A 20,094-nucleotide genomic window follows, 5' to 3' on the forward strand; every position below is an offset into this window, starting at 1 on the left:
CGCGCACGGCGTCGCGAATCTTTCGCCGAAAGCGGACAAGCACGCGCCGCGCCCGCCGAATCCGGATAGCCTGACCCGGTCGCGCTGCGGATAATGGTGCGAAGGTGTCGGTTCGGCCGTCGCCTTCGCAGCGGGCAGGGCGAACCTGCCTCGCCCATCCGCAACTCGCCCCGGACACTCCCCGAATGACGATCCTCTATCGCGGCATGGACCGCGCGGCACTCGACGCCGCCTACCTGAACACGAGAGTTGTTCCCGATTTCCCTGCATTGCTCGCATCGTGCCAGGCGCGCAGCGCGGCGCTTTACGACGCGACACCCGGCCGCCGCGACCTGCGTTACGGCGCGCAACCCGCGCAGCGCTTCGACTGGCTGCCATGCGGGCAGCCCGACGCGCCGTTGTTCGTGTTCATTCATGGCGGCTACTGGCAACACTGCACGAAAGAGGATTTCGCGTACGCGGCGAGCGGCCCGCTCGCGCGCGGCTTCGACGTCGTGCTCGCCGAATACACGCTCGCGCCGGTCGCGACGATGACCGACATCGTCGGCGAGATCGGCGCGCTGCTCGACCACCTTGCCAACGATCCCGACGGCCTCGGCACCGCACGGCGGCCGATCCACCTGAGCGGCCATTCGGCGGGCGGCCACCTGACGGCCATGCATCGCGCGCATCCGGCCGTTGTATCAGCGCTCGCGATCAGCCCGCTCGTCGATCTCGAACCGATCTCGCTGTGCTGCCTGAACGACAAGCTGCAACTCACCGCGCGCGAAGTCGACGCGTACAGCCCGCTGCGCCACATCGGCCCCGGCGCGCCGACCGTCGTCGCGGTCGGCGACGCCGAACTGCCCGAACTCGTCCGGCAGGCGCATGAATACGCGTCAGCGTGCGAAGCGGCCGGCGAACGGATCGCGCGCACCTGGCTGCCCGGCATGCAGCACTTCGCGGTGCTCGACGATCTCGCGAAGCCGGACGGCGCGATGCTCGCCGCGTTGCAGGTGCTTGCGCCGCGCTAGCCGCGCCGTATCGCGCCTGCATGGCCGGGCGTATGATCGGCGTCAGGCCGCCGCGATGATGGCGCGCGCAGTACGGCCTTTCCAGGACCCCGACATGGTGAACCCGCTTCATTTCGATCTGCAGTCGCTGCGCGTGTTCGCGCTCGTCGCCGAACACGGCAGCCTGACGAAGGCGGCCGAACACGGTCAGCTCACGCTGTCCGCGGTCAGCAAGCGCATCGCCGAGCTCGAAAGCGTGACCGGTAGCGCGCTGTTCGTCCGGCATGCGCGCGGCGTCGAGCTGACGCCCGCGGGCCGCGCGCTGCTCGACCATGCGGCGAAGGTGATCGAGCAGGTCAACCGGATGGCGCACGAGATGAGCGACTACGTCGCCGGCGTGCGCGGTCATATCCACGTGTGGACCAATACGTCCGCGATCGTCCAGTTCCTGCCCGCCGATCTCGCCGCGTTCCTTACCGACAACCCGGGCATCAAGGTGAGTCTCGAGGAGCGGCTGAGCCACGAGATAGTCGATGCGCTCGGGTCCGGCAAGGCCGATCTCGGCGTGTTTGCCGACAACGTGCCGGCGCCCGGCATCGAACGGCGGCTGTACCGGCGCGACGAGCTCGTGCTGCTCGTGCCACGTGCGCATCGCTTCGCCGCACGCGACAGCATCCGCTTCGCCGAAACGCTCGACGAGGATTACGTCGGCCTGAGCGACGGCAGCTCACTGCTCGCGCGCATGACCGACGCCGCCTTCGCGGCCGAACGCTCGCTGAAGGTGCGGATCCAGGTATCGAATTTCGACGGCGTGAGCAGGATGATCGAGGCCGGGCTCGGCATCGGCGTGCTGCCGCGCGATGCGGTGACCGGTGAGCGCGCAGCGCGGCTCGGTGTCGTGAAGCTCGACGACGCGTGGGCGACGCGCACGCTGTGGGTCGGCGTCAAGGCCGGCACCGTGCTGACGACCGACATCGCGAAGCTGTTCGATTTCATGTCGGCGCGCTGAGTGCGCCGAAACGGCGACGCACGGGGCACGCCTGCGTGCGCCCCGTGCCGGCCGCCGCCGCATTACACCGGACTACACCGGATTGATTTCGTCCTGGCTGCGCCGCGTGGTCAGCGGCCCGAGCACGCGCAGCGTGACCGCGACGATGCCGAGTGCGATCGAGATCACGCCGAACATCGCACCCGCGCCGTAGCTGACGAGCACCGGCAGCAACACGAACGGCAGCACACCGCTGACGATGCGCGACAGCGAATACGTACTGCCGATTGCCGTCGAGCGCACGCGCGCCGGGAAAATCTCGGCCTGGTATACGTGATACGCGTTGCTGAACACGTTCGATGCACAGGTCGTCAGCAATCCGAAACCGACGATCAGCACGGTATTGCCCGAATACGCGAAGCACAGCCCGAATACGGCGATCGACAGGATCGACGCGATCACGAGCGTGCGGCGTTCGATCCAGTTGAGCAGGGGAATCGACAGCAGCGAGCCGATCGGATAACCGACGAACGACAGCGCGATGAACAGCGTGCTGTCCGTCACGTCGAAGCCGCGGCTCTTCACGACCGTGCCGGCCAGCGTGCCGAAGCCGTAGTAGCCGAAGCCCTGGAACAGGTGAAAGATCGCGAGCATCAGGTAACGCGCGCCGTAGGGTTCGCGGCGCAGCAGCGCGATGCGCTCTCCGAGGCCGAGCGGCCGTTGCGGCTCGGCCGATTCCGCGAAGTGCTCGGGCACGCGCACGCCGGTGCCTTCCGCGAAACGCTGCAGCGCCGCGTGCGCGTCGGCGGTGCGGCCTTGCGCGAGCAGCCAGCGCGGGCTCTCCGGCAGACGGTGCTGGACGAACAGCACGTACACGGCGCCGAGGCTGCCGATCGCGAGGATGATGCGCCAGCCGGCCACGCCGGCCACATGCAGCGGGTTCAGCCACAGCGCGAGGAAGCCGACGAGCGGCACCGCGACATAGGAAGTCGTATACGCCCATGCGGCGAGCCGCCCGCGCTTTTCCTTCGGCAGGATTTCGGACAGGAAGCTGTCGGCGACCGGATAGATCGCGCCGACGCCGATGCCCGTCAGGAAGCGGCACGCGACGAGCATGTCGGCATTCACCGAGAACGCGCCGACCAGCGAGAACGCGCTGTACCACACGAGCGTCAGCAGGAACGCCTTGCGCCGGCCGATGCGGTCGGCGAGGCTGCCGAGGCACATCGCGCCGACGAACATCCCGATGAATGCCGAGGCCAGCAGCAGCTTGAAATCGGTGCTCTGCCGGCTCAATCCGTATTCGTTCTGCAGCGCGGAACCGATCGTGCTGACGAGGAAGATCTCGTACATGTCGAAGAACAGCCCGATGCCGATCACCCAGACGACGAACCGGTGCAACGCACCGACCGGCAGGTCGTCCATGAAATCGCCGAGCGTGACGCGGCGCGCCGGCAGGGCCGCCGCATCGGCGCCGACGCCGGCGGATGCGGCCGGCGGTCGTGCGGACGCGGGGCCACCCGCGTTGCCGCCCAGATCGAGGGATTGGCTGTTCATCGTGTCTCCTGATTATCGATATGCCGTGGCGCGGGGCCTGGGCGTTTGCGGCCGGCATGACGCGTCCGGCCGCACGACAGGGCGGCACGCACCGCAAGGCCCGTGGAAGGGCCGGCTACGCGGGCTGCGCCGATCGTCCGACACATGGTGTGCGAATCCGGGGCGCGCGATAATTGCGGATGTTTCAAGCGTCCTTTCCTGCGCAGAAAGGGTACGGAACACGCGGCGGGCGGTATGTGCGCGGCAGGGCGGTGCGGCCTGCTGCGACGCGTGGTCGGAAGTTGGAGTCGGTGGTGCTCCCGCAACCACGCGGGGCGGGAAAACCATGAGGCAGTTTGCGTGGCCGGCCGCGCGACATGGGTCGCGCGGGTCGCGGAGCTCGTCGTGTTACGTGCTCGCCTGTCCGGCCCGCGTACGCGCATCGCGTCGCCGCGCGGTAGCGGCCGCGCGCGGCGCAGCGACGCGACTCAGCTCGCGATGACGATGAATGCGGTCAGCGCAATCGGGAACAGCGCCAGACCCAGCAGGCCGAGTGCGCCGTCGGCAGCCATCGTGATCGGCGACAGCGCCAGCTTCGCGCCGTGCCCGACCGCCGACAGCTTCTCCGTCACCGTGACCTGGTATGGACGATTGAACGCCTGCGGTACCGACGACGGCGTGACCTCGTTCGGCAGGTAGCGCTTGCCGCTGATCGTGCCTTCTTCCTCCAGGTAACCGGACTCTTCCTTGAAACCGTCCGCGAGCGCGCGCGCGCTCATCTCAGAGCCGTCCGGCGCATCCGCATAAGGGAGTCGCATCGCATAACGACCGGTGATCCGCTCGCCGTGTGTCTCGAAATCGAGGAACGCCGTCTGAAGCTTCGGACGATAGGGTGCCTTGAGCACGGTCGCGAGACTTGGCGGCAAATCGAAGATGTAGTGGTACTTCGTGCCTAGCACGACGAGTTGCTTGCCGTCCGCGGTAATCAGGAAGGTCGACAACGTTTCGTCGTATTTCGAATCCTTCATCCATTCCTTGGCGACGGGACCGAAATCGGCGCAGCCGGCAAGCATGCCGGACGCTGCCACGGCGGGCAGCGCGAGAAATGTTCTTCTTTTCATGAGTGCTGTACAGGTTGTTGTTCGTTGTTCAGCGGAACCGCTCGAATGTCGGACACTGCGTTCGATGAACGCGGCGTCGTGACGGCCGGTCGTACGGTTTCTTCGCCTGCGCATTGTAGGGCCAAAACCGCCACCGCCGCATCCCCCCGGCAAAGCACCGCGCCTGCGTGCGGTAGACTGCACGCTCGCTGGCCCGCCGCCAATCACACGACCGCTCGCGCCCACACACACGCCATGGATCGAATCGATGCGATGAAGGTGTTCGTCGCCACGCTGGATGAAGGCAGCCTCGCAGGCGCGAGCCGGCGGCTCGGCCGCTCGCCGGCCGCGGTCAGCCGCGCGATCGCGTTTCTCGAGGAGCACACGGGCACCGCACTGCTGTACCGGACCACCCGGACGATCCACTTGAGCGAGGCCGGCGAACGCTATGCGGCCGCGTGCCGCCGCATCCTGTCCGATCTCGAGGAAGCCGACATGCTGGTCGCCGATGAACGCTCGGCGCCGCGCGGCATGTTGACGGTCACCGCGCCGGTCGCCGCAGGCGAGGACGTGCTGCGTGCGCTCCTCGACGAGTTCATTGAACGCCATCCGGCCGTGTCGATCCGCCTGCAACTGCTCGACCGTCCCGTCAGCCTGATCGACGAAGGGATGGACGTCGCGCTGCGTATCGCGCATCTGTCCGATTCCACGCTCGTCGCGATTCCGGTCGGCACGGTGCGGCGCGTCGTCGTGGCGTCGCCCGGCTATCTGCAGAAACATCCGGCGATCGATGCGCCGGCCGATCTCGCGCAGCACCGGATCATCTCGATGACGCACTTCGGGCTCGACTCATGGAGCTTCCCGCCGTCCGGGCCGACCGCGCTGCCGCAGGTCGTCCAGTTCGCGCCGCGCTTCATCGTCAACACGATCCGCGGCGCGGTCGCGTCGGCCGTCGCCGGCCACGGCGTCACGCGGCTCTTTTCGTATCACGTCGCCGAACAGGTGCGTGACGGCGCGCTGCGGATCGTGCTGCGCGACAGCGAGCATGCGCCGCTGCCGATCCACCTCGTCACGCCTTACGGACGGCTGTCGGTTCCGAAGGTGCGCGCGTTCGTCGATTTCGCGGCGCCGCGCCTGCGCGAGCACTTCGCGCGGCTGGCGGCCATCACCGACGGCGATTGAACCGCGTTGTGGAAGAATGGCTTTCGTGCACCGGCGATTCTCTCGACATTCGACTCAATCTAGACTTTCTTCAACCGACGGACGCACGTGGCGCCCGTCCAGCGAATGGAGGTCAACATGCGTCACGCGCTTCCCGATCGGCCCCGTGCACGTGCGTCCAACGCGACGCGCGGGATGGTGTCCGTCGCCAGCCCGGCCGGCATCGGCCTGGCAGGTTTCGTGTTCATGCTGCTGCCGGCGATCGTCGCCGTGCACGGGTTCCCGGCATCGACGGCCGCGTCGTCCGGCACGGTGGACCTCGGCGGGTATTCGGCCGCTGCGCTCGTGGCGGACGCGCTGACGTTCCCGGTCGGTTTGATCGCGATGGCGATGGCGAGGGCGCGATGAGCACAACCGCACATGTGCCGGCCGCCGCGCTCGCCGAACGGCCGACTGCCAGTTATGCCGAACGCAACGCGCGCTACTGGCGGCGCAACCTCGCCGTCTGCGTGTTCGGATCGTTCACGACGCTCGTCAGCCTGAGCATGCTGCTGCCGTTCCTGCCGCTGTACGTGCGGCAACTCGGCGTCGACGCGCAATCGGCCGTGATCCAGTGGTCGGGCATCGCATTCGGCGCGACGTTCCTCGGCACGGCCGTCACCGCGCCGTTGTGGGGCCGCCTCGCGGACCGCTTCGGCCGCAAGCCGATGCTCGTGCGCGCGGCGATCGGGATGGCCATCGTGATGTCGCTGATCGGCGTCGCGCACAACGTGGTCGAACTCGTCGCGCTGCGACTGATCGCGGGGCTCGTCGGCGGCTACGCATCGGCGTCGACCGTGATGGTCGGCACGCAGGCGCCGCGCGAGCGCGCGGGCTGGGCACTCGGCATCCTGTCGACCGGCGCGCTCGCGGGCAATCTCGTCGGGCCGCTCGTCGGCGGGCTGCTGCCGGGCTGGGTCGGGATTCGCGGCACGTTTTTCGCGGGTGGCGCGATGATCGCCGTCGCCGCGCTGCTGACGATCTTCGTCGTGAAAGAGGATTTCCACGCAGGCACCGACGCGAAAGCACGCACCTCCGGTGCGGCAGCAGGCACGGCGCAACGCACGAATCGCGCGGCGGTCGCCGCGCTGCTGGTGACGGCGATGATGGTGCTGCTCGCGAACATGTCGATCGAGCCGATCATCACGGTCTATATCGGCGGCCTCGGCGTTGGCGGCGATCACCTCGCGCGCGTCGCCGGTGTCGTGATGGCGTGTTCGGCGCTCGGCAGCATGCTGACCGCCGCGCGGCTCGGCGCGCTGGCCGACCGGATCGGCAGCTGGAACGTGATCGTCGGCTGCCTGCTGCTGACCGCTCTCGCGATGGTGCCGCAGGCGTTCGTCACGCACTGGTGGCAGCTTGCCGCGCTGCGCGTGTTGATGGGCATGACGCTCGCGGGATTGCTGCCGTCGATCGGCAAGCTCGTGCGGCAATCGGTCGACGAACGCGCGACGGGGCAGATGCTCGGCTACCTGCAGTCCGCGCAGTTCAGCGGGCAGGTGATCGGCCCGGTGATCGGCGGGCAGATCGGCGTCGCGCTCGGCCTGCATTCGGTGTTCTTCGTGACGGGCGCGCTGCTGGCGGCCTGCGCGGTGCTCGCGCACTGGGCGCGCGGCCGCTAGCGGCTGGCCCGCGGATCGGGGCGTGGCGTAGGATGGGCGCAGTGGCGGTGTCGTGCCCGGAAGCGGTGACAACGTGCATCTTCGCCGCGCGTTCCGGACGCCGCACGTCAAGGTGGCCGATCGTTTTCGACACTGCTTTCACATTCACATGACCGGCTGCGCGCGAAGATCGACGAACGCGCGTCGTGCCGGACCCGACCAACGCGCTTCGGCCGGCATGCGCCGAAGCATTTCGATTACGGATCGTGCAGGAGGCAGGCACCATGAATCACTCGACCGATAACCGGACGTTGTTGCGCACGCTCGGCATTCGCGCGCCGATCGTCCAGGCGCCGATGGCCGGCGTCAGCACGCCGGCGCTCGCTGCCGCCGTGTCGAACGCGGGCGGGCTCGGCTCGCTCGGCGTCGGCGCGACGAACGCCGACGGCGCACGCAAGATGATCCGCGACACGCGCGCGCTCACCGACCGGCCGTTCAACATCAACGTGTTCTGCCACAGTCCGGCCCGCTCCGATGCGGCCGTCGAACGCGCGTGGCTCGACTGGCTCGCACCGGTGTTCCGCGAATACGATGCGACGCCGCCCGCATCGTTGTCGGAGATCTATACGAGTTTCGTCGCGGACGACGCGATGCAGGCGATGCTCGCCGAAGAAAAGCCGGCCGTCGTCAGCTTCCATTTCGGGCTGCCGTCCGCGGACGTGATCGCCGCGCTGAAGCACGCCGGCATCACGCTGTTCGCGACCGCGACGAATCTCGACGAAGCGCGGCAGATCGCCGCCGCCGGCATCGACGCGATCGTCGCGCAGGGCATCGAAGCCGGCGGGCACCGCGGCGTGTTCGATTCGACTGCCCACGACGATCGCGTCGGCACGTTCGCGCTGACACGCCTGATCGTGCGCGAATGTACGCTGCCCGTGATCGCCGCCGGCGGCATCATGGACGGCGAAGGCATCGCCGCCGCGCTGGCGCTCGGCGCGCAGGCCGCGCAGCTCGGCACCGCGTTCGTCGCATGCCCGGAGACGTCGATCGACGACGGTTATCGCCGCGCGATCCTCGGCGATGCGGCACGCCGCACGACGTTTACGTCCGCGATCTCGGGCCGGATCGCACGCGGCATCGCGAACCGGCTGACCGCGCTCGGCGACGACCCGCACGCGCCGGCCACGCCCGCGTATCCGATCGCGTACGACGCGGGCAAGGCGCTGCACGCGGCCGCGAAGGCGAAGGGCGAATTCGGCTACGGCGCGCAGTGGGCCGGGCAGGCGGCGCCGCTCGTCCGCTCGCTGCCGGCCGCCGAACTGTTCGCGACGCTCGAACGCGAAACGCGGGCCGCGATCGAGCGCCTGCAGCACGCGCTGGACTGATCGCTCGATCCGCACGCGGCGGGCACGTGCCGGCGATCGTGCCGCGGATCGCCGCGCCGAACGTGCTCCGGACGCCGCCGATTTGCAATGCTCTGTATCTGCTCGGACCGCGGATACAGTGCGATACAACGCATGTTCGCGCGTCCGCTATAAAGCAGGCATGACATCTTCGAGAGCACATCATGTCTGCAACCTGGTTCAAAGGGTCCTGCCATTGCGGGGCCGTCAAATTCGAAGTGAAAACGGCAATTGCGCCGGCGGCTCGCTGCAACTGCAGCCTGTGCCGCCGGCGCGGCGCGCTGATGAGCCCGATGTTCCCCGCTGACGGCCTGAAGATCGTCGAAGGCGAGGGCGCACTGACGTGCTACCGCTTCAACACCCGCACGGCCCGTCACTATTTCTGCAGCCGTTGCGGCGTCTATCCGTTCCATCAGACGCGCAAGGACCCCACATGCTGGCGCGTCAATCTGGGCTGCCTCGACGGCGTCGATCCGTATGCGCTCGACGCGACGGTCGCCGACGGCGCAAGCCTCTCGATCGTGGAGGACGCATGAAACGCTGGCTGATGATCCTGCTGTTTGCCGCAGGCGGGCTCGCGACCGAAATCGCGCATCCGGTGCAATGCTCGCTGCTGTCGGAAAGCCGGTTGCAAACCGGCAAGCGACGCAGGCAGGACTGACGGCGGCGATCCGGCTTCGTCGCGTCATCGCGTCATCGCGCCACTTCATCGAGACCGATTATCATGCTTCCGATAAGATCGCACGCGATATATAATGCGTTCATCTGCGGCCGCTCGCGTCGCCGGAGGAAGCTCATGAAACCGACCGAAGCACCATCGCCCGCCGCGCCGAAGCTGTCCGAGTTCCTGTGTTTTGCGATCTACTCGGCCAACCTCGCGTTCGGCAAGGCGTACAAGCCGATCCTCGACGAACTCGGCCTCACCTATACGCAGTACATCACGATCATTGCGCTTTGGGAGCACGACAACCAGACGGTCGGCCAGCTCGGCGAGAAGCTGTTCCTCGAATCCAATACGCTGACGCCGATCCTGAAGAAGCTCGAGGCGATGGGTTACCTGGAGCGGCACCGCGATCCGTCGGACGAACGCCAGGTGCTCGTCAGCCTGACGAAGAGCGGCCGCCGCGTGCGCGAGAAGGGGATCGACATGAATCTGGTTGAAGCCACCGGGTTGAAGCCGGACGAATTCGCGAAGATGCAGAAGGCGATCGTCACGCTGCGCGGCAACCTGATCCAGTCGACCGAAGAATAAACACGGTGGCAACCGGCGGCCGACGCGCGCATCGCGTCGGCCGCATCGTCATGCGTGCTCGTCGCCCAGCACCAGCAGGTTCATCTCGCGACGGACGACAAAACCGAGTGCGAGGTAGCGCTCGATCGCAACCTGGTTCGACGTGAGGACGTGCAGGAAAGGCGTTTCCGCGCGCGCACCGATCGCCGCAATCAACGCCCGGATCAGCCGCGCCGCAAGGCCTTGCCGCCGAAACGCGGCATCCACGCAGACGGCGCTGATCTCGGTATACCCGTCCACCTGCATCCGCTCGCCGGCCATCGCGGCCAGCCGGCCTTCGCTGCGTACGCCGATATAGTCGCCAAGCTCGATCGTGCGCGGGCCGAACGGGCCGGGCTGCGCGGCCGTGGTCAGCGCAAGCATGTCCGGCACATCGGTTTCGGCGAGCGTGACATGCGCCGATGCATGCGCCGGGTCGGGCGTCCCTTGCCAGATCATCTGAAGCAACGTCGCGCGCCGGATCACCGACAATCCCGCCGGCGGGCCGATTTCGTCCGGCGTGACCAGCGCCGCCGGCCCGTGCGCGGCAATCAGTTCGCGCAACGCGTCGAACGACGCCGGGCTCGCGTCGGCGATCGCGGCGAACGGCGCAATGGCCGCCGGAAACCGCAGCGCGCGGTCGTTGCCAAGCGCGAAACGGCGCTGCTTGCCCGTGAGCGCATTCCAGACGACATGGTCGAGCGGGTGTGCAACGCCTGTCTCGTTTCCGGTTGTGGCTTGCGGCATCGGCTGCTCCTCGATGAAGATTTCGTGCCGCACAGAATAGACCGGATCGGCCGGGCAGGTAGCACCGTCGCGATATGGATCGCGTCATCGGCATCGCGCGCATGCGCTGGCCTTCTTCGCGCTCGTCGATCCGTAGTCGGGAAATGTCGATGCGAATCCGGGCGCCGCAAATACAAAAGCGCACGCGATTTAATCGCATGCGCTTTATTGGGTGGACGTTGGCGACCGATTCCGTCGCGTCACGCTCAATGACCGAAATAGATCGAGCGCTCGGCCGTGCGAACCGCACTGCGGCTGCCGGACTGAGTCGTGCTGTCGGCATCGTTGCCGTAACCGGACGCCATCGTATCGGCCGCGCCGGCGCCGTTGTCGCGAATCCGGCGCAGCGCCGCCTGGAGATTGTCCGGGTAGTTCGGATCGTTGGGGCGGTTCGGCGAGTAGCCGGCCTGGTGCAGTGCGGCCAGTTCCGCGCGCACCTGCGCACGCGTCACGGTGCTTTCGCTGGCGTTCGCCGGTGCGACGACGGCGGCCGACACGGCAACGAGGAGGGCGGCAATCAGTTGGGTCTTCATCATTTACCTCTGCAAGAAAAAGGGAATTCAGGGGTTGCGCACCGCACGCCGGCAACCGGCGCCGTTCGCGGTTTCGTTCAATGACCGAAATAGATCGAGCGCTCGGCGATGCGCGTCGCGGGCCGGCTGCCCGACTGGGTGGCGGCGACGGCATCGCCGCCATAACCGGATGCCGACGAATCGGCCGTCACGGCGTCGTTCGCGTGAACGCGCGTCAGTGCGGCCTGCAGGTCGTCCGGATAGTGCGGATCGTTCGCGCGGCCCGGCCGATAGCCGGCTTGTTCGAGCTGCACGAGTTCGGCACGCACTTGCGCGCGGGATACGGTGGTTTCATCGGCAAACGCCGGGGCGGCAACGGCGGCCGAAACAGCGACGAGAAGGGCGGCGATCAGTCGGGTTTTCATCATTTACCTCGATAGGAAAAGAGTCGGGAATTCGGAAGGGCGGCGCTCGGCCGCCCGATGCAACGTTCAGGCGATACGGATGTCGACGTCGATGTTGCCGCGTGTCGCCTTCGAATACGGGCAGGTCTGGTGCGCGGCATCGACGATGCGCTGCGCGACGTCGCGATCGAGCCCGGGCACGCTCACGTTCAGCCGGGCCTGCAGGAAGTACGCGTTGTCGGCCGTGCCGAGATCCACTTCGGCGTCGACGGCGAGATCGGCCGGCAGCGTCACCTTCGCGGCACGCGCCGCAAGCTGCATCGCACCGATGAAGCAGGCCGACCAGCCGGCCGCGAACAGTTGTTCCGGGTTGGTGCCGGTGCCGGCGCTGCCCGGCGACGACAACTGGATGTCGAGGCGGCCGTCGGAACTGCGGGCCGTGCCGTCGCGGCCGCCCGAAGTCGTATGCGTCTTGCCCGTGTACAGCACTTTGTCGATCTTGCTCATGATTTGCTCCGTCAGTTGGCTGGGTTTTCTCAGATGCGATTCGATCGCATGCGATGGAGTTTCGTCGAACCGACCACCTGCGTCAAGCGCATTCGATTAAATCGCATACGATATTTTGTATTTCAATGTATCCGGAACGTGTCGGGCTTTGCTGGACAAGGCTCTCAGACGGTCGAGCCCCGATATCCACGGTAACGGGGCTGGCCGCCAATCCCGGGGAAGGCGGGCGAAAACGCCCGCCGCCATGAATTGTCGTCTTGCGGGGACGTCACGCCGGGTCGATCTCGGCAATCACGACAAGGATGACGGCCGCGTCGGCCGGCAACTGGCGCTGGGAGAATGCCGAACGCGCGTGTCCCGCCTTGTCACCCAGCACGGCGGCGAACAGGTCCGACGCGCCGTCGATCACGGCCGGCTGGCCGAAAAAACCGTCGGCCGAGCTCACGTGCCCCTCGACGCGCACGATCTTGCGCAGGCGGTCGAACCCGCCCAGATGCCTGCGGATCTGTGCGAGCACATTCAGCGCTGCGAGTCGCGCGGCATCGCGGCCTTCGTCGACGCTCAACTGCTCGCCGACGCGGCCGGTATAGGCGATCCTGCCATCGACGAGCGGTAGTTGCCCCGATACGAACAGCAGGTTGCCGGCTTCGCTTGCGGCCGTATAGCTGCCGAGCGGGTTCGGCGGTTCGGGTAACGCGAGGCCGAGTTCGGCCAGGTTCTGTTCGACGGTCATGTCGTGCTCCTTGCGGGAAAATGGATCGGGCGATCGGTGTTGCCTGTCAGTCATTCTGGTCATGCGGCCGAAGCCGGTAAATGTCAGCCGCGCAATTGATTCGGGACATGGTGTAACGAATCGCGCCGCGCGCGCCGGCTGGTTTCGCGCGCGATATTCATGCACACTCGTTGCTTCATCGCGCGCCCCACACCGGACACGGCAGGAACGGCCCCATGCAACGACGATTCGACGACCTGCTGCTGGGCAGCATCGAGCTGTTCTGTCTCGCTGCCGAACTCGGCAGCTTCACGCTGGCGGCAACCGCGGCGAGCGTCACGCCGGCCGCGGTCAGCCGGTCGGTGGCGCGGCTCGAGGAACGGCTCGGCGTGCGGCTGTTCGTGCGCACGACGCGGCAGATCCGCCTGACCGATTCCGGCCGGCGCTACTTCGAGCAATGCCGCGATGCGCTGTCGCAGCTCGTCGACGCGGAACGCGAAGCGACCGGCCAGCAGGCCACGCCCGCCGGCGTGCTCCGGATCAGCATGCCGACACCGTACGGGCACTATCGCGTGCTGCCGCTGCTGCCCGCATTTCGCGAGCGCTATCCGGACGTGCGCGTCGAAACCCACCTGAGCAACCGCAACATCGACTTCGCCGAGGAAGGCTTCGATCTCGCGATCCGCGGCCGCGCGCCGGCCGATTCGAACCTGGTCGCGCGCAAGCTGGAAGACGCCGAACTCGTGATCGTCGCGACGCCCGGCTACCTGAAGCGCGCGGGCATGCCGGCCGCCATCGACGATCTGCATGCGCACGAATGCATCCAGTTCGAGCTGCCGAGCAGCGGGCGGCCGATTCCCTGGCTGTTCGACGACGGAGCGGAGGAGCTCGAAATCGCGACGACCGGCAACTACAGTACGTCGGGCGATGTCCTCGCCGGCGTGACGCTCGCGCGCAGCGGGGCGGGCCTGTTCCAGACCTACCGCTTCATCGTCGAACAGGACTTGCGCACCGGCACGCTGGTGGAAGTGCTGCCCGGCCTTGGCGGCCGGTCGCGGCCGTTCATGCTGCTGTATCCGCATGCGCGCTTTCTGTCGTCGCGCGTGCGCGTGTTCGTCGATTTTCTCGTCGAGCATCTGGAGCGTGCCCCCGCCAGGAAGGCGGGCGGTACACGCACCAGACGAGCCGCCGCATCGCGCTAGGCACGCCGGCTCGTCATTCGACGCCACGGCTCAATGCCCGGCGCTCTGGCCGCCGTCGACGTGCAGGATCTCGCCGGTGACGAACGGCGCCGAGTCGAGATACAGGATCGCGTCGACGATGTCGCTCATCTCGCCCATGCGGCCGACCGGGTGCAGCGACGCGAGCGTCGCATGCGTTTCGGGGGCATGCATCGGCGACTTGATGACGCCCGGCGACACCGCATTGACTCGGATGCCGGCCTTCGCATATTCGATCGCGAGCGACTTCGTCGCCGCATTCAGGCCGCCTTTCGTCAGCGATGCGAGCACCGACTGCACATTGCTGTTCGCGTGATCGACAAGGCTGGTCGTGATGCTGACCACGTGGCCGCTGCCGTGCCGCTGCATCGCGGCGATCGCACGCTGCGTGACGTGGAAGAACCCGTTCAGGTTGACGTTCGTGACCTGCGCGTAGTCGTCCGCGGTGTATTGCGTGAACGGCTTCGCGACGAACACGCCGGCGTTGTTGACGAGCGTGTCGACGCGGCCGAAGCGTTCGATTGCCGCATCGACCACGCGACGCGCGACGGCCGGATCGCCGATGTCGCCCGCGACGGTGACGAGATCGGGGTCGCTCGACGGCCCGATCGAACGGGAAGTCGCGACCACGCGATGGCCGCGTGCGCGGAACGCGTTGACCGTTTCCGCGCCGATGCCTTGCGATGCGCCGGTAACGATGATGACTTTGGATGTGCTCATGACATGCCTCGACAGGTGAATGGTGTTCGGCTTCAGTGCCGACCGGATCGATGAATCCGATGGGCAAACTGTAGGCGCGTCGCGTTCGACTTCGAACACCCGCCGTGGAGCAACAGTCTTGCGTCGCGGGAACAAATGCGGGGGAGGACAGGTTGTGTCCGGTCAGGGCGGCCTGTCGAGACACGGATGCAGGCGACGCAATCGGCGCTCGACGTCTCGCGCAAGCGCGTCGATGCGCTGCGCACGAGTTTTGAAGCGTGGCGCGATCTCACCCGGGGACCCACTTTTCCGCGGCTTGACGAGCCGATTTGTCTGTCTTGGAACATGCAGTTTGATAAGAGCGCGCATCTATCCGGATAACTTTTCTTATCACAACAGCATCATTACGAATCCAAACTCGCCGTTTCAGAAACGTGCCTGATGTCACCGTCCTGATCGTTCCGATGCGACTCGCCATCGATTCGAGGGCAGGGAAGCGGCCATAAAAGTGCAGGTGCACCAGCCGGCGGCGGTCTCGAAGCGAACGCATGCATCGCCCCGTGCGCCGTTCGATCCCGTCGTCGCTGTCAGCGAACGCCCAGCCGCGCAATGCGGCAAGTGCGCAGTCGAGCATCGATTTGCACGTGCCTATCGAGCCGACCGTTTTGTTATATTTCTGCGAACCAGCCGCCAGGTTGTTTCGGCACACTGCAACACCGTCTTGCGTCAACGGAACACCTGAAGCGTGCCGGTGTTCCGTCCGACTTCCACCCGTTCTCGAGATGTGGCCATGGATTACATCGAAAGCATGCGCATTTTTCGGACGGTGGTCGAACTGAAAAGCTTCGCCCGTGCTGCCGACCATCACGGCATGGCGCCGCCGGCCGTGTCGCGAACGATCGCGGCGCTCGAACAGCGGATGGGATGCCGGCTGTTGAACCGGACGACCCGCCGGCTATCGCTCACGGAAGCCGCGGAGCGGTTCTACGAAAGCTGCGTGCGCATTCTCGAAGAGGTGGATACGGTCGAGGCGGAGGTCGCGAACCAGACGCGGGAGGCGCAGGGCGTATTGCGCCTGGTCGCGCATGCGACCGCGACGATCCAGCGGCTCGTCCCGCTGATTGCCGGCTTCAAGCGCGCCCATCCGAAGGTCACGCTCGACGTCACGCTGACGGAGCGGCCGGTCGACCTGGTCGGGGAGGGGTACGACCTGGGCATCGTCGTTCCCTTCATGCTGATGAGCGAGACGACCGTCGTGCGGGTGCTCGACCGGATTCCGGTGGTCCTCGTCGCGACGCCCGACTACCTGCAGACCGCATCGACACCCGCGCATCCGTCGGAGCTGGCCGCGCATCACTTCGTCCCGTTGTCGCCGTCGATCCGCCGTCCCGATCTCCGTTTCCGCGTCGACGGGCAGGAACTCGCGATCGCGCTGAGCTTCGGCGTGTCGTCCAACAGTCCCGCGTTCAACCGCGAGATGGTGCTGCAGGGGCTCGGCATCGGCATCACGCCGCTGGCGCTGGTCGAAAAAGACCTCACCGCCGGAAAGCTGCTGCGGCTGCTCGCCGATTTCCCGCTGATCGACGAAAGCATCGAGCTTCAACTCGCTTACAGCAACCGGACGCTGTTGCCCGCCAAGGTGCGCGCCTTCATCGACTACGCGGTCGATTTCTTCGAAGCATCGAGAACCCGGTAAGCCGCGGGCCGCGCGCCATTCCTGCGCGCAACGACAACAATCTGATAACCCGCCCGCCATCGTTCTGCGGCGGGCCGCGCACTACGCTGTGCGCATGCACTCAATCGACCTCCTCGACGACGACTGTTTCGCGCTTCGCCAGGCTTCGCGGCATATCTCGAAGCTCTACGAGCACCACCTGTCCGCCGTCGACATCACGCCCACGCAGTTCAGCATCCTGGGCATGCTCGCCATCCGCGCAGGCATGACCATGGCCGAACTCGCGAAGGCGATGGTGATGGACCGAACGACGCTGGTGCGCGCCCTCAAGCCGTTGCTGCGGCGCGGACTGGTGGCCGCGCCCGCGGAGGGGAAGCGCCATCGCCGGCTGCAGGTCGTATTGACCGCGCATGGCGCGAAGAAGCTCGATGAAGCCGCGATTCACTGGGCGGCGGCGCAGGCGAGCTTCGAACGCACGTTCGGATCGCAGCAGGCGGCGCATCTGCGCAGCGAACTGTTCCGCATGACGTACGACACGTCGGACCGTTAGCCGCCGCGGCAACTCATTCATGCAGATCCAGACATTGATGCGCGAAACCTGGCTGGCTAACGTGTGCATATGCATTCATTAATCGTTCGATGACTCGATGACTCAAGGGAAACATGGAAATGGAAACGACGACGCATCACTCGCTCCCCCGGCCGCAGTCAGGCGTTCGTAAGGGATGGATCGCCGCGGCGGCGCTGGCGTTCAGTCTGGCCGGTTGCGTGAACTACGCGGGCATCAAGAGCGACAAGCAGATGGCGGCCCCGACGAAGTACGCGTCGACCGAGAGCCTGCCGGCCGAGGGCGGCAAGTGGCCCGCGATGGACTGGGCCAGCCAGTTCGGCGATCCGCAGTTGCCGGCGCTGATCGACGAAGCGCTGCGCGGCAATCCGACGATCGACCAGGCGCGCGCCCGGATCGAGAAGGCGTCGGCCTACATCGGCACCGCCAAATCCGCGCTCTATCCGAATGCGAACGGCAGCTATACGTGGACGCGCCAGCGCTACACCGAAAACGGCATCGTGCCGCCGCCGTACGGCGGCTCGTGGCAGAGCGAGAACAGCCTGTTGGCAAGCGTGTCGTGGGATCTCGACCTGTGGGGCAAGAACCGCGAACGGCTGCGTCAGGCCGTTTCAGAAGAGAAGGTGGCGGACGCGGAAGCCGAGGAGGTGCGCATCACGCTCGCCGCGTCGGTGGCGAGCACCTATAACCGGCTGGCGCTGCTCCATGCGCTGCGCGACATCCAGGTTCGGGAAGTCTCGAACCGCGAGACGATTGCACGCATCACCGAAGGCCGCGTCAGTGCAGGGCTCGACAGCAATGTGGAGCGCCAGACCGCCTACGGCGAAACCGCGACGAGCCGTTCGAGCGTCAGCGATCTCGACGGGCAGATCAAGACGGTGCGCTACCAGTTGGGCGCGCTGCTCGGCGCGGGCCCGGATCGCGGCCTCCAGATTGCCGATCCGTCGCTGCGCGGCGGCGACATCGTCGCGCTTCCCGACAACCTGCCTGCCGACCTGCTGTCGCGCCGGCCGGACATCGTCGCAGCCTACTGGAAGGTGGACGCAGCCGTTCACGACGTGAAGGAAGCCAAGGCCGAGTTCTATCCCGACGTCAATCTGTCGCTGGCGGCCGGGCTCGACGCATTCGGCTGGGGGCGCTTCCTGACGGCCGGCAGCCGGCAATTCCAGGCGGCCCCGGCCATTCACCTGCCGATCTTCGATGCCGGCGCGTTGCGCGCGCAACTGAAGGGTCGTTATGCGGACTTCGACTACGACGTCGCGACCTACAACCAGACGCTGATCGGCGCACTGTCCGACGTCGCCACGCAGGTCACGCAGATCCGCTCGACCGATCTCCAGCTCGTCGATGCGCGCAAGGCGCTGGATGCGCAAACCACCGCCTACCAACTGGCGGTCGTCCGGTACCGGTCGGGGCTCAACCAGCAACTGCAGGTGCTGAACGCGGACGACAACCGGCTGGCGGCCGAGACGGCGGTGGTGAACCTCGAGATGGGGCGCCGCGGCCAGCAGATCGGGCTGATCAAGGCGCTCGGCGGCGGCTTCGACGCGTCGCAGGCCGGCCTCGCGGCGAACGCCGACACGCCGATTCCCGCGCCGACCCATCCCGCCGCGACGAACTGATCGATTGGTTCGGCGGCTGGATCGCGCGCCGAACGGAAGACCTTGAACCTCAACCTTGACTGGAGCCAACCATGAACACCTCCGATTCAAAGCCGACCGACGCAGCACCGAAGACCCCGGGAAAGCGCCGCGCGCTGCTTGCACTGGTAGCCGCGTCGCTCGGGATCGCCGGCGCCGCCTACGGTGCTTATTACTTCCTCGACGCGCGCTATCACGTCGAAACCGACGACGCGTACGTCAACGGCAACGTCGTGCAGATCACGCCGCAGGTATCGGGCACGGTCATCGCGGTGAACGCGGACAACACGCAGATCGTGAAGGCCGGCGAGCCGCTCGTGCAGATCGATCCCGCGGACGCGAAGATCGCGCTGCAGCAGGCCGAAGCGAATCTCGGCCAGACCGTGCGGAAGGTTCATGGCCTTTATGTCGACGACGACAAGTACCGCGCGAACATCGCGGAGCGGCAGTCCGATCTCGCGAAGGCGCAGGACGACCTGCGGCGCCGTCAGGCGACCGGAATGACGGGCGCCGTGTCGGAGGAGGAGATCTCGCATGCGCGGGACGCCGTCCGGTCGGCGCAGGCCGCGCTCGACGCCGCGAAGCAGCAGCTCGGCTCGAATCGCGCGCTGACGTCGAACACGACCGTCGACCGGCATCCGGACGTGATGGCGAGCGCCGCGCGCGTGCGCGACGCGTATCTGGCCTATTCGCGCACGACGCTGCCGGCGCCGGTCACCGGCTACATCGCACAGCGATCGGTCCAGGTCGGGCAGCGCGTGTCGCCGGGGGCCGCGCTGATGTCGGTCGTGCCGCTGAACCAGGTGTGGGTCGACGCGAACTTCAAGGAGTGGCAACTGCGTCACATCCGCATCGGCCAGCCGGTCGAGCTGACGGCCGATGTCTACGGGTCGTCGGCCGTCTACCACGGCAAGGTGGTGGGCTTCACGCCGGGCACCGGCTCGGCGCTCGCGCTGCTGCCGGCGCAGAACGCGACGGGCAACTGGATCAAGGTCGTCCAGCGGCTGCCGGTGCGGATCGAGATTCCGGCCGCGGAACTGGAAAAGCATCCGCTGCGCGTGGGGCTGTCGATGAATGTCGACGTCAACGTGAACGATCAGCGCAGTGCCGGCCTGGAAGCCGATCCCCCGTCGATCTACAAGACCGACGTGTTCGCGAAATACGGCGACAAGGCCGATGCCGCGATCGCCGACATCGTCGCCGCCAACCAATGACTTCCCGTCGCTCGACGAATGCGCGTGCGAAGCAGCCTGCGCCCGCGTCGCCGGCCCGACCGTAACC

Annotated in this window: 23 protein-coding genes; 15 read left to right on the forward strand and 8 right to left on the reverse strand. The window is 66.9% G+C overall.

Features of this window, described 5'->3' with window-relative positions:
* Window positions 1-185 precede the first annotated feature (185 nt).
* Together LXM88_RS13775 and LXM88_RS13780 are read left to right on the forward strand one after the other, a co-directional pair.
* Window positions 186-1,013: an alpha/beta hydrolase gene (locus tag LXM88_RS13775; RefSeq protein WP_262531727.1), complete on the forward strand. Its 828-nt coding sequence runs from the start codon at window positions 186-188 to the stop codon at window positions 1,011-1,013.
* A gap of 94 nt (window positions 1,014-1,107) precedes the next feature.
* Window positions 1,108-2,001, forward strand: a complete 894-nt coding sequence (locus LXM88_RS13780; RefSeq protein WP_047900702.1) for a LysR family transcriptional regulator — start codon at window positions 1,108-1,110, stop codon at window positions 1,999-2,001.
* Window positions 2,002-2,073: 72 nt separating this feature from the next.
* Here LXM88_RS13780 and LXM88_RS13785 read toward each other — a convergent pair whose 3' ends face one another.
* Both LXM88_RS13785 and LXM88_RS13790 read right to left on the reverse strand, forming a co-directional pair.
* A complete protein-coding gene (locus LXM88_RS13785; RefSeq protein ID WP_262531729.1) occupies window positions 2,074-3,537 on the reverse strand; it encodes an MFS transporter in 1,464 nt (487 codons plus the stop codon).
* 467 nt (window positions 3,538-4,004) lie between these two features.
* Complete coding sequence (locus LXM88_RS13790; protein ID WP_262531731.1) at window positions 4,005-4,637, reverse strand: 5-formyltetrahydrofolate cyclo-ligase; 633 nt, start codon at window positions 4,635-4,637, stop codon at window positions 4,005-4,007.
* A 234-nt stretch (window positions 4,638-4,871) separates the two neighbouring features.
* Here LXM88_RS13790 and LXM88_RS13795 point away from each other — a divergent pair, with 234 nt between their 5' ends.
* The 7 genes from LXM88_RS13795 (at window position 4,872) to LXM88_RS13825 (ending at window position 10,072) form a co-directional block, all read left to right on the forward strand.
* Window positions 4,872-5,798, forward strand: a complete 927-nt coding sequence (locus LXM88_RS13795; protein WP_262531733.1) for a LysR family transcriptional regulator — start codon at window positions 4,872-4,874, stop codon at window positions 5,796-5,798.
* A 117-nt stretch (window positions 5,799-5,915) separates the two neighbouring features.
* Complete coding sequence (locus LXM88_RS13800) at window positions 5,916-6,185, forward strand: hypothetical protein (protein ID WP_262531734.1); 270 nt, start codon at window positions 5,916-5,918, stop codon at window positions 6,183-6,185.
* Entirely contained in the window at window positions 6,182-7,438 is a 1,257-nt protein-coding gene (locus tag LXM88_RS13805) for an MFS transporter (protein WP_262531736.1), read from the forward strand. The genes LXM88_RS13800 and LXM88_RS13805 overlap by 4 nt, the downstream gene beginning before the upstream one ends.
* 263 nt (window positions 7,439-7,701) lie before the next feature.
* Window positions 7,702-8,802 (forward strand): NAD(P)H-dependent flavin oxidoreductase, encoded by a 1,101-nt coding sequence (locus LXM88_RS13810; RefSeq protein ID WP_262531738.1) that lies wholly within the window; start codon window positions 7,702-7,704, stop codon window positions 8,800-8,802.
* A 182-nt stretch (window positions 8,803-8,984) separates the two neighbouring features.
* Window positions 8,985-9,356, forward strand: a complete 372-nt coding sequence (locus tag LXM88_RS13815; protein WP_262531739.1) for a GFA family protein — start codon at window positions 8,985-8,987, stop codon at window positions 9,354-9,356.
* A complete protein-coding gene (locus tag LXM88_RS13820) occupies window positions 9,353-9,481 on the forward strand; it encodes a hypothetical protein (protein WP_258281806.1) in 129 nt (42 codons plus the stop codon). The genes LXM88_RS13815 and LXM88_RS13820 overlap by 4 nt, the downstream gene beginning before the upstream one ends.
* A 135-nt stretch (window positions 9,482-9,616) precedes the next feature.
* The gene (locus LXM88_RS13825; protein ID WP_262531742.1) at window positions 9,617-10,072 is read left to right on the forward strand and encodes a MarR family winged helix-turn-helix transcriptional regulator; all 456 of its coding nucleotides are present in this window, start codon (window positions 9,617-9,619) and stop codon (window positions 10,070-10,072) included.
* Between the two features lie 48 nt (window positions 10,073-10,120).
* Here the strand turns inward: LXM88_RS13825 and LXM88_RS13830 are convergent, their stop codons facing one another.
* The 5 genes from LXM88_RS13830 to LXM88_RS13850 form a co-directional block, all read right to left on the reverse strand.
* On the reverse strand, window positions 10,121-10,837 hold the full coding sequence (locus LXM88_RS13830; protein ID WP_262531744.1) for a GNAT family N-acetyltransferase: 717 nt from the start codon (window positions 10,835-10,837) through the stop codon (window positions 10,121-10,123).
* A 245-nt stretch (window positions 10,838-11,082) separates the two neighbouring features.
* Entirely contained in the window at window positions 11,083-11,412 is a 330-nt protein-coding gene (locus LXM88_RS13835) for a DUF4148 domain-containing protein (RefSeq protein WP_262531745.1), read from the reverse strand.
* Window positions 11,413-11,486: 74 nt separating this feature from the next.
* Entirely contained in the window at window positions 11,487-11,813 is a 327-nt protein-coding gene (locus tag LXM88_RS13840; protein ID WP_262531747.1) for a DUF4148 domain-containing protein, read from the reverse strand.
* A gap of 66 nt (window positions 11,814-11,879) precedes the next feature.
* Complete coding sequence (locus LXM88_RS13845) at window positions 11,880-12,299, reverse strand: organic hydroperoxide resistance protein (RefSeq protein WP_262531748.1); 420 nt, start codon at window positions 12,297-12,299, stop codon at window positions 11,880-11,882.
* Between the two features lie 268 nt (window positions 12,300-12,567).
* Complete coding sequence (locus LXM88_RS13850; RefSeq protein WP_262531750.1) at window positions 12,568-13,032, reverse strand: RidA family protein; 465 nt, start codon at window positions 13,030-13,032, stop codon at window positions 12,568-12,570.
* 215 nt (window positions 13,033-13,247) lie between these two features.
* On the opposite strand from LXM88_RS13850, the gene LXM88_RS13855 reads away from it, so the two are divergent.
* Window positions 13,248-14,213, forward strand: coding sequence for a LysR family transcriptional regulator (locus LXM88_RS13855; protein ID WP_262531751.1), 966 nt, complete (start codon window positions 13,248-13,250; stop codon window positions 14,211-14,213).
* Window positions 14,214-14,243: 30 nt separating this feature from the next.
* On the opposite strand, the gene LXM88_RS13860 is transcribed toward LXM88_RS13855, so the two are convergent.
* The gene (locus LXM88_RS13860) at window positions 14,244-14,951 is read right to left on the reverse strand and encodes an SDR family NAD(P)-dependent oxidoreductase (RefSeq protein WP_262531753.1); all 708 of its coding nucleotides are present in this window, start codon (window positions 14,949-14,951) and stop codon (window positions 14,244-14,246) included.
* A 186-nt stretch (window positions 14,952-15,137) separates the two neighbouring features.
* On the opposite strand from LXM88_RS13860, the gene LXM88_RS13865 reads away from it, so the two are divergent.
* The 5 genes from LXM88_RS13865 (at window position 15,138) to LXM88_RS13885 (ending at window position 20,027) form a co-directional block, all read left to right on the forward strand.
* On the forward strand, window positions 15,138-15,311 hold the full coding sequence (locus LXM88_RS13865; RefSeq protein ID WP_262531755.1) for a hypothetical protein: 174 nt from the start codon (window positions 15,138-15,140) through the stop codon (window positions 15,309-15,311).
* Between the two features lie 409 nt (window positions 15,312-15,720).
* Window positions 15,721-16,626 carry a LysR family transcriptional regulator gene (locus LXM88_RS13870; RefSeq protein WP_262531756.1) on the forward strand — a complete coding sequence of 302 codons (906 nt, stop codon included), beginning with the start codon at window positions 15,721-15,723 and terminating at the stop codon, window positions 16,624-16,626.
* A gap of 94 nt (window positions 16,627-16,720) precedes the next feature.
* Window positions 16,721-17,155, forward strand: a complete 435-nt coding sequence (locus LXM88_RS13875; protein WP_262531758.1) for a MarR family winged helix-turn-helix transcriptional regulator — start codon at window positions 16,721-16,723, stop codon at window positions 17,153-17,155.
* A 119-nt stretch (window positions 17,156-17,274) separates the two neighbouring features.
* Window positions 17,275-18,795 carry an efflux transporter outer membrane subunit gene (locus tag LXM88_RS13880; RefSeq protein ID WP_262531760.1) on the forward strand — a complete coding sequence of 507 codons (1,521 nt, stop codon included), beginning with the start codon at window positions 17,275-17,277 and terminating at the stop codon, window positions 18,793-18,795.
* A gap of 71 nt (window positions 18,796-18,866) precedes the next feature.
* Entirely contained in the window at window positions 18,867-20,027 is a 1,161-nt protein-coding gene (locus LXM88_RS13885; RefSeq protein ID WP_262531761.1) for an HlyD family efflux transporter periplasmic adaptor subunit, read from the forward strand.
* The last annotated feature ends 67 nt before the right edge of the window (window positions 20,028-20,094 follow it).

Origin of the sequence: Burkholderia sp. S-53 (assembly GCF_025560745.1) — a bacterium.
In the GTDB taxonomy this organism is placed as follows: Bacteria; Pseudomonadota; Gammaproteobacteria; order Burkholderiales; family Burkholderiaceae; genus Burkholderia; species Burkholderia pyrrocinia.